Annotated in this window: 13 protein-coding genes; 4 read left to right on the forward strand and 9 right to left on the reverse strand. The window is 43.8% G+C overall.

Going from position 1 to position 15,061, the window contains the following annotated elements; genetic code table 11:
• Positions 1-9: 9 nt before the first annotated feature.
• From HCJ54_RS11215 to HCJ54_RS11230, 4 genes are read right to left on the reverse strand one after another with little or no spacing between them, the layout of a single operon-like run.
• The gene (locus tag HCJ54_RS11215; protein ID WP_187137686.1) at positions 10-1,116 is read right to left on the reverse strand and encodes a PTS fructose transporter subunit IIC; all 1,107 of its coding nucleotides are present in this window, start codon (positions 1,114-1,116) and stop codon (positions 10-12) included.
• A 12-nt stretch (positions 1,117-1,128) separates the two neighbouring features.
• The gene (locus tag HCJ54_RS11220) at positions 1,129-1,449 is read right to left on the reverse strand and encodes a PTS fructose transporter subunit IIB (RefSeq protein WP_036060685.1); all 321 of its coding nucleotides are present in this window, start codon (positions 1,447-1,449) and stop codon (positions 1,129-1,131) included.
• Positions 1,446-1,910 carry a PTS sugar transporter subunit IIA gene (locus HCJ54_RS11225; protein ID WP_036067684.1) on the reverse strand — a complete coding sequence of 155 codons (465 nt, stop codon included), beginning with the start codon at positions 1,908-1,910 and terminating at the stop codon, positions 1,446-1,448. Before HCJ54_RS11225 ends, HCJ54_RS11220 begins: the two co-directional genes overlap by 4 nt.
• On the reverse strand, positions 1,910-3,871 hold the full coding sequence (locus HCJ54_RS11230; RefSeq protein ID WP_187137687.1) for a BglG family transcription antiterminator: 1,962 nt from the start codon (positions 3,869-3,871) through the stop codon (positions 1,910-1,912). The genes HCJ54_RS11225 and HCJ54_RS11230 overlap by 1 nt, the downstream gene beginning before the upstream one ends.
• Before the next feature lie 157 nt (positions 3,872-4,028).
• Between HCJ54_RS11230 and HCJ54_RS11235 the strand changes: the two genes are divergently transcribed.
• Positions 4,029-4,886: a GRP family sugar transporter gene (locus HCJ54_RS11235; RefSeq protein WP_187137688.1), complete on the forward strand. Its 858-nt coding sequence runs from the start codon at positions 4,029-4,031 to the stop codon at positions 4,884-4,886.
• A 200-nt stretch (positions 4,887-5,086) separates the two neighbouring features.
• A complete protein-coding gene (locus HCJ54_RS11240) occupies positions 5,087-5,197 on the forward strand; it encodes a putative holin-like toxin (protein ID WP_222713019.1) in 111 nt (36 codons plus the stop codon).
• Between the two features lie 244 nt (positions 5,198-5,441).
• On the opposite strand, the gene HCJ54_RS11245 is transcribed toward HCJ54_RS11240, so the two are convergent.
• From HCJ54_RS11245 to HCJ54_RS11270, 4 genes are all read right to left on the reverse strand, one after another.
• Entirely contained in the window at positions 5,442-5,813 is a 372-nt protein-coding gene (locus HCJ54_RS11245) for a hypothetical protein (RefSeq protein WP_185526009.1), read from the reverse strand.
• 261 nt (positions 5,814-6,074) lie between these two features.
• Positions 6,075-7,619: a gluconokinase gene (locus tag HCJ54_RS11250; protein WP_244966942.1), complete on the reverse strand. Its 1,545-nt coding sequence runs from the start codon at positions 7,617-7,619 to the stop codon at positions 6,075-6,077.
• A gap of 91 nt (positions 7,620-7,710) precedes the next feature.
• Positions 7,711-8,022, reverse strand: a complete 312-nt coding sequence (locus tag HCJ54_RS11255) for a hypothetical protein (RefSeq protein ID WP_187137690.1) — start codon at positions 8,020-8,022, stop codon at positions 7,711-7,713.
• 255 nt (positions 8,023-8,277) lie between these two features.
• Complete coding sequence (locus HCJ54_RS11270) at positions 8,278-12,162, reverse strand: putative mucin/carbohydrate-binding domain-containing protein (protein ID WP_244966943.1); 3,885 nt, start codon at positions 12,160-12,162, stop codon at positions 8,278-8,280.
• 472 nt (positions 12,163-12,634) lie between these two features.
• Here HCJ54_RS11270 and HCJ54_RS11275 point away from each other — a divergent pair, with 472 nt between their 5' ends.
• Both HCJ54_RS11275 and fghA read left to right on the forward strand, forming a co-directional pair.
• Entirely contained in the window at positions 12,635-13,747 is a 1,113-nt protein-coding gene (locus tag HCJ54_RS11275; protein WP_187137691.1) for an S-(hydroxymethyl)glutathione dehydrogenase/class III alcohol dehydrogenase, read from the forward strand.
• Positions 13,740-14,582 carry an S-formylglutathione hydrolase gene (gene fghA, locus HCJ54_RS11280; RefSeq protein ID WP_280527068.1) on the forward strand — a complete coding sequence of 281 codons (843 nt, stop codon included), beginning with the start codon at positions 13,740-13,742 and terminating at the stop codon, positions 14,580-14,582. Before HCJ54_RS11275 ends, fghA begins: the two co-directional genes overlap by 8 nt.
• 39 nt (positions 14,583-14,621) lie before the next feature.
• Here the strand turns inward: fghA and HCJ54_RS11285 are convergent.
• Positions 14,622-15,061 (reverse strand): Rossmann-fold NAD(P)-binding domain-containing protein (locus HCJ54_RS11285; protein WP_483403570.1); only part of this gene is annotated, 440 nt, incomplete at its 5' end.

The raw sequence follows: 15,061 nt of genomic DNA on the forward strand, positions 1-15,061 counted from the left end.
CTCCGTTTTTTAAGCTTCCCATTCTGCTTCGTCAAAATCATCTTCGTCCACTGTATACGATTCTTCATGACCAGCGCTATCTTTACGCAAAGCGACAGACATACCTGCAACAACGAGCGCTCCAACCGCGATGGCTACAATATAGAACCACCAGTTTTGCACGGTAAACCAGCCATAGAAACCGCTGATTGGCGCTTGGTTGATCGCGCCTAGCCCTACTGCTAGAGCTCCACCGATTGCTGAACCTAGAACCGTTGCTGGGATGACTTTGAGCGGGGATTCGACTGCAAATGGAATCGCGCCTTCACTAATGCCGACAAGTCCCATAATCAGCGAGGATTTCCCAGCTTCACGCATTTCGGTGTTGTATTTTCTTTTGGCAATAAGTGTCGCCAAACCTAGGCCTAGTGGCGGAATGATGATCGCGACTTGCGCTGCTGTGTTCGGTGCGTAAATGCCACTCGTCAAAAGTGCCATCGCTGTTGTAACGGCCGCTTTGTTCACAGGTCCGCCTAAGTCAAAGCCAACCATCGCCCCAATAATCGCCGCCATCAAAATTTGATTCGTCCCTGACATGCCGTTTAGCCATGCCTCTAGCGCTTTGTTTAGATCCGCAAATGGAATGCCGACAACATAATTAATGATGAGAACCGTGATCAGCGTCCCGAATACTGGCACTAAAAAGACCGGTACGATCGACGCTGCTGCTTTTGGTAATTTGACATGTTTTTTAATTAATAGACACGCGTAACCTGCGATCAAACCTGCTGCAAGCGCGCCGAGGAATCCTGCGCCAATATCACGTGCGAGCAATCCACCGATGAGTCCTGGTGCAATTCCCAGCTTATCCGAAATCGAATAGGCGATGAAGGCCGCAATCACCGGGAACATCATGCCCAGCGCCAAGCCGCCAAACCCATCAAGACTATGCAACAACGAAATAATACCATTGGCACTATCCGCATATTTCGCGTCCCAAATGTCCGTAATCCCATAAAAAGAACCACCAACACGCGCAATCGCCATGATCACCGCACCCGCGATAACGAGTGGAATCATATATGAAATACCTGTTAAAACATGTTTTTTAAGCTCGCTCCCAATTTTTCTAAACATATTCGTTTCCCCCTATTTTTCATCGATTAGTTTCAGTGCTTCATTAATCACTTTTTCGGCGTCTTTAATCGGCGCGCTGACAGGAACTTCGAGAATCGTCTTCCCAGCAAAGCGCTCACTATTCCGCACTTTCGTATCCACTGCAAAAATGACAACTTCGCCAATGTTCACGTCTTTTTCGGTTAATTCGTTCTCGATTCCAGTCGCGCCTTGGGTTTCCACCTTAATCAGATCGCCCATCTTTTTCGCGCCTTTTTTCAAAGCTTGCGCTGCCATGTATGTGTGTGCAACACCCGTCGCACATGCGGTTACTGCGATAATTTTGCGTTTCATACTTCTACCACTCCCTCATTTAAAATACGGATGACTTCTTCTTCATCTCTCGTTTCTTTCAACCCCGCGACGATATCGTCGTCCATTAACTTTGTCGCAATTTCAGCAAGGATTTTCAAATGTCCATCTGTCTTGTCGGCGTCACTGATGGCAAGGAGAAAAATCATATTTACCGGCTCATCATCGAGCGATTCCCATTCAATCAGATGGCTCGTCTTCGCAAAAACGATGGCAGAATTTTTGACGCTCTCACTTTTACCGTGGGGGATTGCGATGTTGTTGCCAATTCCCGTGGTAGCGTGGGTTTCGCGGTCGAAAACAGCCTGAATGTAGCTCGCTTTATCCGTCAAAATATCGTGCGCATCCATGATTGCCGCCATTTCCTCAATCGCCATTTCTTTCGTTGTCGCCTCCAAATCGAATACGACGAGTTCCTTCGTTAAAATATCTTTGACTTCCATTACATCCCATCCTTTATTAAATGTTCATATATTGCTTCTGACGTTCCTAGTTGCGTGAGTCGTTCCATCCATCGTTTATTATCAATATATTTATAAAATTGCTCATATACCGCGTCCAAATCAAGATCATTCTGTTCCGTCAGCGCGATGAAAAAAATTTTATCCACGTTGACGAGTCCCCATTTGACAGGCTTTTCTAACGTGGCAACGATGATCGCGGATTCGTTGATAAGCGCTGGTTCCGCGTGCGGCGTTGCCATCTGGTCAAACGAGGTAAACGATAGTTCTTCCCGGCGAAGCGCGCTTTCAACGATTCCCACCTGCGCGATGCCTTGTGTGATAAGTTCCTTTCCAATTGCCGCGATAGCCTCTTCCATCGTTGCCACCGCTAGTTTCGCAAAAATATATTCCGGTTGGATCAAGTCTAGAAACGGCTGTCTACGCGTTTTATTCCGATATCGCGCCTGTTCCATATGTCGCTCGACTTGTTGCAAATCTTCTTTACTCATCATCGGGCTCACAACAATGCTCGGAATGCCCTCTAGCTCCAGATAAATCGTACTGATAACAAGATCCACATCGATGCGCGTCTCCATCATCGCCTGCACAGAGAGGATTTTTTCGATTTTGATCATTGGGAAGTATTTCTTAATCCGAGCAGCGAGCAGTCTAGACGAACCAAGGCCGGTGCTACAGACAAGCGCCACGTGGATTGGATCGGGGAAGGAACGGATGCGCTCATGATAGGCCTCGAAATGAAGCGCAATATATGCCGTCTCATCCTCATTCACTTGTACGCCATACTTTTGCTCCACGTTTGTCTTTAAATAAAGCGCCTCCTCGAATGCTCTGGGAAAGTTCTGCTTGATTTTGCTAAGGTACGGATTTTTAAAATGCATGCCGAGTTGCAATCGATTAATCGCGGATTTCATATGTGTTGTGAGGCCCTCTAACAGCTCTTGATCATACGCCATTTGCGCCAAACACGCGGCAATAAATCCCGCAACATCGTCTTGTGGATCAACCGGGTTGCTGAAAAAATCGTCATTTCGCTGATTGTACGCGGCGGTTAAATGCATTTGAATATAGCCAATTTCAAAGTCAGGAATGCTGATATCTAGGCTTTCTTCAAGCATCGTAACGAGCGCCTCGGTGTTTTGTTGCTGCGATGCCAACGCGTCTTTCATGACACTACTTGCCAGATTTCCCACATATTCTTCTTTCCGAATTCGCTCCACCGCAATGGCTAAATGGATAACAATCGACTGAAAGGCGTAATCCGTAAACTCGAAATCGTGTGTCTCACTGAATTCGCGAACAATCGCAATGATTTCTTTCAAGCCTTCTTCTGGAAAAATACCGGTGACATCCGCCTGAATCGTATCAAACGCTTGCAGAACTTTTTCCCCCTCTTGCTTTAAATACCAGTTGCTACCCCAGAAATTGCTAATAAACTTCGATGTTAAGGCGCGCTTTTCGCGTTCATCAATGAGTAGTTTCATGCCTTTACTCGGCTTTTTATAAAGCGCCACGCCTTCGTTTTCCAACATTTTAGTGACTTCGATCATGTCTTTTTCAATCGTTGCGCGGCTGATGTAAAGCGCTTCTGCGAGCTTTTGAATCGTTACGTAATCGCTTGCTTTTAGTAGCTGGATGAAAATGTAGATGACGCGCTCTTCTTTCGTCGAGGGAATCGTACTTGCTTGGTTCTCGATGAACCGCGCTACTTGTGTGAATGCCTGACTATCCCCTTCCAGATACACGCCGATTTTCGGTTTGCGCACGACGGTTACTCCGAACGCTTGTAACATTGGATCGATTTCCTTGAGCGAATTAGATACGGTTTTTTCTGAAAGTCCCAGGTGGTCCGCAATCGCCCCTACACGTGTCTGGCCTGCCTTCATTAGAAACTGGATGATATTTTTTTCACGATTTGCAATCATTTTCGTTACCGCTTTCATTTTTGATTTCCTTTCCCTAAACCTATTCTATTACAAAGTTCCCACGCCGAAAACTACGAAAATTACCGCATTGAATACCGTAATTTTGGTATATTGCCGACTCATAACGCGCATGATACGTTTAAAAGGCATCATTAATTAGGAGAGGAAGCTTGTTATGTTGATTTATTTTGTTGCCTTATTACCTGTTCTTGGTTGGGGCTTTATGCCAATCATTGCGAACTTGCGAAAAAGCACCCCAGAAGAGCAATTACTCGGGACGTCGATTAGCGCACTTGTATTCGCGTTTATTTTGTTTTGGATGGTGTCTCCCGAAGTCACACTCGCTTCATTTATCGTAAGCTTCGTATCGGGCATTTTTTGGAGTTTTGGACAATTACTACAATTTAAAGGAATCGCGGCATCTAGTGTCGCTAAGGCGATGCCGATCTCTAATGGCACGCAACTCGTTGGAGCCACACTGTTCGCCGTCCTCATTTTTCACGAATGGCAAACCGTGAGCGCCGTTGTGATTGGGATTTTTGCAGTGATTTTCATATTAGTTGGGGTGGTGATGACCGGATTTCAAAAACGCGGGAATCATATCAAGGAGTCTGTTTCCATTCATGTCTACGCTATCGTTATTTTATCTTCGTTCTTTTTAACGCTTTACGTCGTGACGAACCAGCTGCTTCACGTCACTGGTTTCGCTATCATCTTACCACAGGCGATCGGGATGCTGACATGCGCCATTGGCATTAACTTAGTGAAAAAATCTTCCATTTCCCGCAAAAATATCACGTTCAATCTACTGACGGGATTATCGTGGTCGATTGCGAATCTAGGCATGTTCCTTGCGACCGCAGTACTTGGTGTAGCAACTAGTTTCTCGATTTCACAAGCGTGCGTGATTGTGGCGACGATTGGTGGAATTCTGATTTTCAAGCAAAAAAAGAGCCCACTCGAGTGGACGTTTATTCTTTCGGGGGTTGGATTGATTATGGGTGGGGTTGTGTTGTTGAGTTTGTTGAAGTAAGCAGATTATCACAGATTTTCAGTCTTTTCATTGATACGTCGTTAAAGTCCACAAAAAAACTCATTATGTATCGTAATCACAAAAGCAACACATATATGATATAATAACAATTAGTAGCGAGTGAAAGATGGTGGCTATCCTTAATGGAAGGGGGGATGCTTATGCGAATAAGTATTTACTCTAAAGGAAGGAGATGCCTTGTGTCTGTAGCAGAAGCTTTGCAATTAGCAGTCGGTTTTGGAAGTCTTTTGATTTCCTTAATCGCTCTTGATATTGCATTGATTAAGCTTAACAACGACCACAAAAAATAACCATCCTCACTTCGGCAAGAGTCGATGGTTATTTTTATAACAATTCAATTCAGCCACCGTCTTTTTAACGGAGCTACTAGAGGGAGTCATGTTATCGCATGGCTTCCTTTTCTTGTCCTCATTATAGCATTTTTTGAAAATCTCGTCAAAATTACTTCCTTTTCCAACGAAAAAAACTCTCCTGTGTCTTCTCATTAAGAGAGTAACAAGAGATGCTTTAATCTATATTGGTTTGTCATTCAGATCACCGCGGTGTGAAGTATGCGTATGATTTGTACGTTTGTTTATTGTATTTTACAACGATCTCTACTTTGACTTTATAGCCTTTCGTTGCTGTGCTGATATTGAATTTCTTAGGTGTGCCGACTTTACCAGAGATGTAAGTTTTTTTAGACTTGTAAAAGATGGTTCCTGTGTACGCTGTGTTTTTAGGCACACCTGCTACGTTCAAGGTGACATTCGTGCGTTGTTTTGGTGTCGTCGTGCTCAGTGATACTTTGACAGGATTTTTAACTGCCGCCTCGGCTTGGATGCTTGAAACGCCTGTCATTCCAGCTGTAACTGGTGATAGGACAACCAAGACCGCCATTAGAAATAACGCTATTTTATTTTTCATCGACATGTTTCCCCTCTTTAATTAAGTATTATCTTTGACAAACCAATACGTGTATTATATTACCACATTCGTTCCCACTTTCAAAATTTAACCAATAAAAAAACCGGCCGAAGCCAGTTCTTTAAGCGTGAAAATAAAATAAGTTTGCCAATACTGCGATCAATGTCCCTAACAGACAAATTCCGACTAAAATAATTAACGTCCATACTAATTTGCGGTTCATTTGTATCACCCCACGATTTTTTTGTTACGATGCGCTTCTCATCTGTTATTTCTCTCTATCTTACCATTTAGTTGGCTTTTTTGCCAATCAATTAGGCGTTCGTAACTACTCATTAATTGCGTCGTGATTTGTTGGAAAATCGGTTGAAGGCTTTTATAAATCGCCACATTCTCTGGATTCGGTTGGTACACATGGCTTGGTGGCCATTTTTTTGGAAGTTCTAGTGTCGGCAAAATGTCTAGCGAGTATAACGCGATGATGGCCGCACCAAGACTTGAGCCTTCGATTGTGTGCGGCACGATGACTTCGCGGTCGAATACGTCGGCAACGAGCTGGCACCAAATCGGATGTTGCGACAAGCCACCGGTGACGTGAATTTTGTCGCTAGGATCACTCATTACTTCGTACACATGTGCCAAATTAAAAGCGATTCCTTCTAAAATAGCTCGGATAAAGTGCGCACGTGTATGATTAATCGTGATCCCGACGAAACTACCACGAATTTGATCGGTCCAGTAAGGCGCGCGTTCACCTAGTAAATATGGTTGAAAAAGGAGACCACTTGCGCCTGGTTCTGTCTGCGCAATATCGTCGATAAAACGTGTGAAATCGTTCGTGGCGCGCTCGGCATCCGTACCAAACTGCTCCAATCCCCAAGCAAGAACGGCGCCGCCATTGTTTACCGCACCGCCTTGCACGAAGTAACCGTCCGCGACGCCATAGCAAAAGGTTCGCTGCCAATCATCGACGTGATACGTTTGCGTCAATTTGCGTACGGCACCGCTTGTTCCGACAGTCAGCGTGACGTCATGCTCACCAACCGAGCCGATCCCCACATTGGCAAGCGCACCGTCACTGCTGCCAACGACGAAAATCGTGTTTTCCGCAACCACGTGTAGCGCCTCTTTCCAAGCTGACACCACGCCCCGAAGCTGATACGATTCCCCGACAACTTTTGGCAGTTTAGAGGCTGTGATTCGCGTAATGTCGAGTGCGATCGGCTCCCAGTCGTGTTCCAACATATTGTACAGTCCTGATGCAGAAGCCGACGCCTCGTCCACGACATACTCGCCAAAAAGCGCGTGCAAAACATAGGTTTTAATCCCAATAAACTTGTCCGTTCGCGCCACAACATCTGGAAAATCATCTTGCAACCAGCAGAGCTTCGCAAACGGGCTCATCGGATGAATCGGTGTCCCTGTCTTCTCATACACTTGATGCAAATAAAAATCGCGTTTCCGTCGCTCCAAAGCCGCACCACTTCGCTGATCCGCCCAAGTGATGCAATTCGTCAAAGGCTCACCGTCCACGTCCACCGCAATCAAGCTATGCATCGCAGCACTAAAGGAAATCGCTAGCAACTGTTTCGCGTCCACCGCCGCCGTCTCTATCACGGCATTAATCGCCGCCACAACCGCATCCAAAATCACGCATGGCTCCTGCTCCGCCATCCCAGAATCATCCGTCAACAAAGGATAGCCTCGCGATTCCCTTGCTACAACCTCCCCATTCCCATCAAAAATCACTGCCTTCGTACTCGTCGTCCCAATATCGACACCCATGACCAAAACCGTACTTCCCATCCACATCACCCTCAATTTTTCCTCATTTGTCCCCAATTATAACGATAAAAAAAGCGGAGTCAAGGCTTAGCCCTCAAACACCGCTCCTGCTTCAATCATAGAAACCCGTACTCCCTAAAGCCATCACCATGACGACCCACAAAATAAGTAGGCTAGCGAAAGCAAAAAGGATAATCAAACCAATCGACCTTTTTTCTTGTTTCGAAATAATGCTCAAAAAACTGCTAATATAGCCAACGAGAAATAGGGCAATACAAATTCCCGCCACGACCCGATACCCAAATAAAAAAATGGCTGAATCATTAAAATTAAAGGTCGTACTTACTAAAAATAAAGCAAGTAGTAACATTCCAATCAGTGTAAAGCGAAAACCTAACGTTGTACGCCATGTTTTTATTTTCATCTTCTATACCTCCATCTATTTTTACCAATTGTACCATTTCGGTACGTCTCATACATTCTGTCCACCTTACAATTCTGGACACATTCATGACAATACGGTCACATTAAAAAATAAATCTGGGCCATAACCTAAGTAAATAGTTGCCCAGCGCGATTTGTATCTAGCAGGATTCACGTCTTACCCGAAAAATGGGTTTCGTGAAATCCTGCTTATTTTGTGTGGAAATTAGTTTTGTCTCAATCTCATTCTATACTTTTACTGCCCTATCAAACCATTCGCTGCTATTAAAAACTCGTTTTGCGATTGCATAGTATATCTTACTTTTGTCTCACTATCCGTTACCCAGAGCCTGCCTGGTTCTTGGTGATTGACCTTGATTGTATAGCCATCTTTCATTGGTATATCTAATGATTCTGCTTTTTGAGTCACATTTCCAATAAAATCTTTTGTATAAACGACTTTTCCTGTTTCATCGATGACTTCGACGCTCGCATACGCATTTGAAAAGTAATAATGTGGTTGAAAAGCTTTAATATCTAAGTGTAGCATATTTTTCGCTTTGTCTAGATTGAGCGTTGCAAATTGACCATCACTAAGACCTTTGAAAGCAAAATCAATATTGTTACTGTATATTTTCTTTTTAGTAAAACGGTCTGGTATTGGGATATCTGACAATGTCTTTTTCACCAGTCCATTTTTGCCAATTTGCCACACGTTTTGATTTGGCAAACTATTTTGCGCTTTGTTATCAACACTCATCTGCAAGCGACCGGCAGCCTCCAAGTGATTCACAATCAAATAATATCCTTGTTCTAGCTTGATTTTTTTCAGAACTGCACCCATATTTTCATTTCCAATCATCGTGTAGCTGTAAACCTCGCTACCATCCTGATCTTTCACTTGAATCGTTGCGTACGGTGAATTTTTGTCAAAATACACATGTGGTTGTCCGCTATTTTTCGCAAATGCCAGTTCCATCGTCGATAGGTTTAAGGATAGATTAGCAAAATTCCAGTTACCCAATCCAAGGAACTTGTATGTGAATACTTCCCCATCAACATCTGCAAGACTTGGCGCTGGAATGCTGTATTCTGCTACTTTTAGCAAGCCGTCTGTGGTTACTTTATAAGTTGCTTGTTTGCTTGTAGCGTAAGCCTCTTTAGTTGCTGTATTCGTAAATAGTAGTCTCCCTTGGTTTTCTTGGTGCATGATCGTGATATAGTATCCTTGATCCAAGGTCACATTATCCAAAGAACTTGGCACATTTCCACGGCCATTGAAGTTTTTTGTATACACAAGCTTGCCACGCACATCATGGATTTTAATCGATGCATAGGTATCTGTAAAATACCAGTGTGGTTCACCTGCATTTTGTGTGATTTTTGCTTGTTTTTTCTGTAAATCTAACACCATTGATGCAAATTTCCAGTCACCTAAACCTCTAAACTCGAATTGGAAGCTTTGTCCGTCTAATTCATTTGCATTTGGTGTCGGGATTTTCGACGCGGCTACTTTTTTGAGACCATTCGTCGTGACAAGGTAAGTCGCTTCTTGATAGGCCGCATAGCGTTCGCCTGTCTTTTCATTTGTTGCGATTAAGCGACCAGCGGATTCTTGATGGGTTACCGTGATAAAGTCGCCGATTGCGATATCGACATTATTTTCTGATGCCGCGACCCAACCTCGTCCATTAAATTCTTTTTTGAAAATTTCTTTACCTTTTGCGTTGTTAATTTTGACTGTGGCATAGGTTCCTGCGAAATACCAGTGCGGTTCGCCTGCGTTTTGGGAGATTGTTGCTTTGTTTGTATCTAAATTGATACGTAGGTTCGCAAATTCCCAGTCGCCTAAGCCTTTCATTTGGAATCGGAACTTCTCCCCATCTAAGAGGTTCTGTGAGTTGTCATTTTTGAGTGCTAACAGCTCGGTATAGTCTTTTTGATATTTGATTTTATCTGTGTCTGTATCTCCTAAATAGGCAATTCCTTTTCTTAGGTTGGTTTTTAAAGCCGCGTAGTCCTCATTTTTGACCGCATTATTGTTGCTGATCACCTTCGCTAGGTCAGCCAATTTCGCTTTGTACTTCGTTAGTGCATCTTGGGCTGTTACACCAGTGACATCGTTTGCGAGACCATATTTAGTCATTTTAAATGTCTGTTCTGTCGTTGCTGCCACTAACTTAGATGGTGCGCCAGGAATGCTAAAACGACCAGGTTCTTTATGCATTGTTTTAATTGTATAGCCCGGTTTAATTATCGTTTGGAATTTGCCGGCTTCTGTCTTACTCCCATTCATTACTCGCTTAAAAACAGACTGTCCCTGTTCGTTAAACACTTCAATGGAAGCATATTCGTTCGCAAAATACGAATGCGGTGCGCTACTTGTTACGTTAAGTTCCAAGCTTCCTTTTTCAGGATCTACTGTCGCTATTGCAAAAACACTGTCACCTAGCCCTTTGAATACCATTTTTTGTACTGCGATCATTGATGTTTGCAATTCGTTTATCGTGATTGATGTGCTTGTATCATGATCTGTAACTGCCAAATAGTTCGTCGATGGTTCGTAAAAACGGCTCACTCCTGTCGGGATATCTAATGAGTAGATACCGATTGGCATGTTTTTAAGTGTCACAGTTGGCGTCGTAATCTTAACTTCGCGAACGACATCCGAACCATCTTTAATCCGCAATGTTTTTCCTTTTATTTGTGTGAAATCATTGATCGTGAACTGGATGTTCATCGTATTAGTTATTTTGTATTTGCTTAGTTGATCGTTGCTTACTAAGCCCCATTTGGAGTCTACTTTGATGTCTTTTCTCGCCTTTTTCAAATTGTCTCCCGAAAGCAGGGATGCGAGTGGATAAACGGCTTTGTTTCCAGAGTATAGATTTTCTGTTTTTTGGTTCACTGACATCGAGCCTTGGACAAGCTCTATGAAAGCCGTGAAATCGTAATGGCTCGTTTCGCCAAAATATTTGCTGATTAAATCTAGCAGTAGCGCGTTTTCTCCTACTGCATTTGCGTTCGCCGCCGCACGATAAGCTTGGTTGAAGTGCGTGAATGCTTTGTCCCCTGCTTTATCTTTCATGAGTGTTAACATGTATAGCTTTTCGCCCAATTGCCAACTATTCACCGGTGTTTTTGCCGTATACGTATTTCTTTCAAAAGCACGTTCAATGTTCGCTACGTTTCCAGCGTAAAGCCAGCCATTATAGTAATCCGCTCCAAGCGTCTTTTTCTGCATGGAATCTGCGTAGAGATTATTCCAAACCTCCCCTGTGCCAAAAGTGGAATCCGCCATAAATGAACCTTGGTAGCCATGCCCAATTTCATGTAACCCACCCCAGCCAGGTTTTAACCAGAATGAAATCACGGATGCGCTTGTTTCTGCAGTATAATTTACGCCATAGTAAGCTGCACCTGCGCCATGTTTATCTGCTTTTGCAAAGTAACGGTTTACGATGTTTTTATCCGTCGCTTGTTGTGGTGTAAAAGAAAGTCCGGCTAACTCATTATATGTTTCAAATAACGTGTCATAGTAAGCTAATAGCGCGTTGATGGATGAGAAATCATCCATTTTCTCCAAATAGGCTTTATCTCTTGTTGGCACTAAAATTTGGATGTATCTATTGCTGACTAACCCAAAGCTAGCTTGTGTTTTATTCCATTTTTCAAAAAAATCTGCCTCTTTATCTCCTTGTTTGAATACTGGTAATTCTACGGCTGTGTCACTTACTCTATATTCTACGCTTGGTGCATCTGTCGTGAATGTTGTTTTGATGAAAGGCACAGCCTCACTATTCGCCGTAATTTTCACCCACGAACTCCCGATAGAATATGAACTTTCTGTTTGATTATCATCATTTAGTAACTCCAGCGTGAGATTGCCTTTGAAATTCGTATTGGTTTGCCTGATCTCGATCGTTGCATTCTTTGGAAGTACCACGCCTAAATCTTGACGATCGTGATCAATTCCCTTAGACAACCCTTGATTTCTCATCCATGTTGGATTCTCTAATGTGTACAGTTTTTTCTCCATTGTCGTTGCTGCGTTTACTTTTAAACCGCCAGTGGCAAAGATACTTACCACAACAATTAAAAAAATAGTTGCGAGTATCGTTTTAATTTTATTACTTTTCATCCTTTTAACCCCTCTTTCTATTATTTTATGATATCGTGCTCCTATATATTAAACAACACAATTTAAACAACACAATCCATTCTGTTTCCCGTGCTTTATTATGACAAATTTGTAAACTTTTGAAAAGCATGATTAAGGACCTGAATATGGTAGACTATGTTTATGTATTGTTGTACGCTCTATTCAATTACTGCACATTAACTTGGGCAGCTGATTTCATTGCCTTGCTCAACTAGCTTAACATATATTTTATTCTTATAAATTCTAATATCCTCAGTATCACTCCCTATTTCATGCTTTTTTTTTACAGTTCTGTGAACATTTATTATATTTCATATGATTTTGGAGATATGCTTCCCAGGCTTAGCTTTTATTCTTGTTATTAGCTAACACCTTACATTGTTATCCTTCTAAAACCTGTAGTATACTTAATCTGTATATAAAAAAGGAACTTCGAAAGGAAGATAAAACTATGAAATCACGTGCAGCAGTGGCCTTTGCGCCTGGAAAACCTCTGGAAATCGTTGAAATTGACGTAGAGGCTCCGAAAAAAGGAGAAGTTTTGGTTAAAATTACGGATACGGCGGTTTGTCATACGGATGCTTATACGCTCTCTGGTGATGATCCTGAAGGCGTTTTCCCGGCCGTTTTAGGGCATGAGGGTGGTGGCATTGTCACCCAGATTGGAGAAGGCGTGACAAGTGTTGCGGTTGGCGATCATGTGATTCCGCTCTACACAGCCGAATGTGGCGAATGTGAATACTGTACATCTGGTAAAACGAATCTTTGCCAAGCCGTTCGCGAGACGCAAGGGAAAGGTCTGATGCCAGATGGTACGACACGGTTTTCTTATAATGGCGAGCCAATTTATCATTATATGGGGACGAGCACGTTCAGCGAATACACCGTTATTCCAGAGATTTCACTTGCTAAGATTAACCCAGATGCGCCGCTCGAAAAAGCATGTTTACTTGGTTGTGGTGTAACGACGGGGATTGGCGCGGTTCACAATACCGCAAAAGTGCAAGCTGGCGATACGGTGGCGGTTTTTGGCTTGGGTGCGATCGGTCTGGCGGTTATTCAAGGCGCAGTGCAAGCTCGTGCTAGCCGCATTATCGCGATTGATACGAATCCGGATAAATTCACGCTGGCAAAAGAGATGGGCGCGACAGACTTTGTGAATCCGAAAGATCACGCGCGGCCGATTCAAGAAGTGATTGTCGAGATGACAAATGGTGGCGTGGACTTTAGTTTTGAGTGTATCGGGAATACGGATGTGATGCGTTCGGCGCTGGAATGTTGCCATAAAGGCTGGGGCGAGAGCGTGATTATAGGTGTTGCAGCGGCTGGAAAAGAGATTAGTACGCGTCCATTCCAACTCGTGACGGGTCGTGTGTGGCGTGGTTCGGCGTTCGGTGGCGTGAAGGGGCGCAGTGAGTTGCCGGGCATGGTGGAGCAAGCGATGAAGGGTGAAATTAAGCTTGATCCGTTTATTACGCATAGCTTGCCTTTTGCGAGCATTAATGAGGCGTTTGATTTGCTGCATAACGGTGAATCGATTCGGACGGTGCTTTCGTATGACTGAAAAATTGGAATTGCTGGAGGAACATAAGAGTTTTGACGGTGTTCAGTTGAAATACCGCCATTATTCGACGGTTCTCGGTTGTGACATGACGTTTAGCTTGTTTTTGCCGAATAAAGAAAAATTTGAGGCGCCGCCGCTCGTTTGGTGGCTTTCGGGCTTGACGTGTACGGATGATAATTTTACGCATAAGGCTGGGGCGCAGAAAAGGGCCGCGGAGCTTGGTTTGGCAATGTTGATGCCGGATACGAGTCCTCGTGGGGATGCGGTCGCGGATGATGCAGACTGGGACTTGGGTCAGGGTGCTGGATTTTATGTGAACGCGACGCAGGAACCGTGGGCGCGGAATTTTCGGATGTATGATTATATCGTGACGGAGCTTACGGGGATTGCGCGGGATACGTTTGGTTTGACTGGTCCGGAGTCGATTATGGGACACTCGATGGGTGGACATGGCGCGCTTGTGATTGGACTGCGTAATCCTGATCGCTTCCGCTCGATTTCGGCTTTTGCGCCGATTGTGAATCCGATGGAGGTTCCGTGGGGTGTTAAAGCGTTTGATGCGTATTTGGGCGAGGATCGGGATGCTTGGTCGGAATGGGATGCGACGAAGTTGTTAGCAGAACATGATGGTGGTATGCAGACGCCGATTTTGATTGATCAGGGGACTGGGGATTCGTTCTATGATGGGCAGTTGCAACCTGAGAAATTAGCTGATATTGTGGATGGAAAAGATTATCCGTTGACGCTGCGCATGCAAGACGGCTACGATCACAGCTATTATTTTATCGCGAGTTTCATCGAAGAACATTTGGAATTCCATCAGAAGCATCTATAATAAAAAAAGAACCGCTGAGGCTAGATTTCCGATCTAACTTTAGCGGTTTTTCATACCTTCCGTTTTCCAAATAGAATCGGACAAACTGACTGCTTCATATTTTATCGTATTTTCCATCTCAAAAACCAGGTTTCCAAATGTTTTTTTGAAAATCGGTATGTTTCGTAATACTTTTCGACATACGTTGCCCGCGAGCCTCGAAGTCCGTATTCTTTTCCCGTTTGCCTCGGAAATGAGTGTCACGAGCTGCGTCGTGTTCATCGCCTCACTGTTTTGAGGCACATAGATTCCTCTCGCCCTTTCGCAAATAATTTCTTTCAAAAAAGCAGCCAAGTTGTCGATAAAAATCATGCTTCGGTTTCCACTAATCGCTGGAAAAACAGGTACTTTGCGGGCGAGTTGTGCCAGGCGAGCGTAGTTTCCTGGACAGTCAGGACCATAAATCATCGGCGGACGAACAATCGCGACTTGGAAATCAG

This window comes from Listeria grandensis (genome assembly GCF_014322885.1).
In the GTDB taxonomy this organism is placed as follows: Bacteria; Bacillota; Bacilli; order Lactobacillales; family Listeriaceae; genus Listeria_A; species Listeria_A grandensis.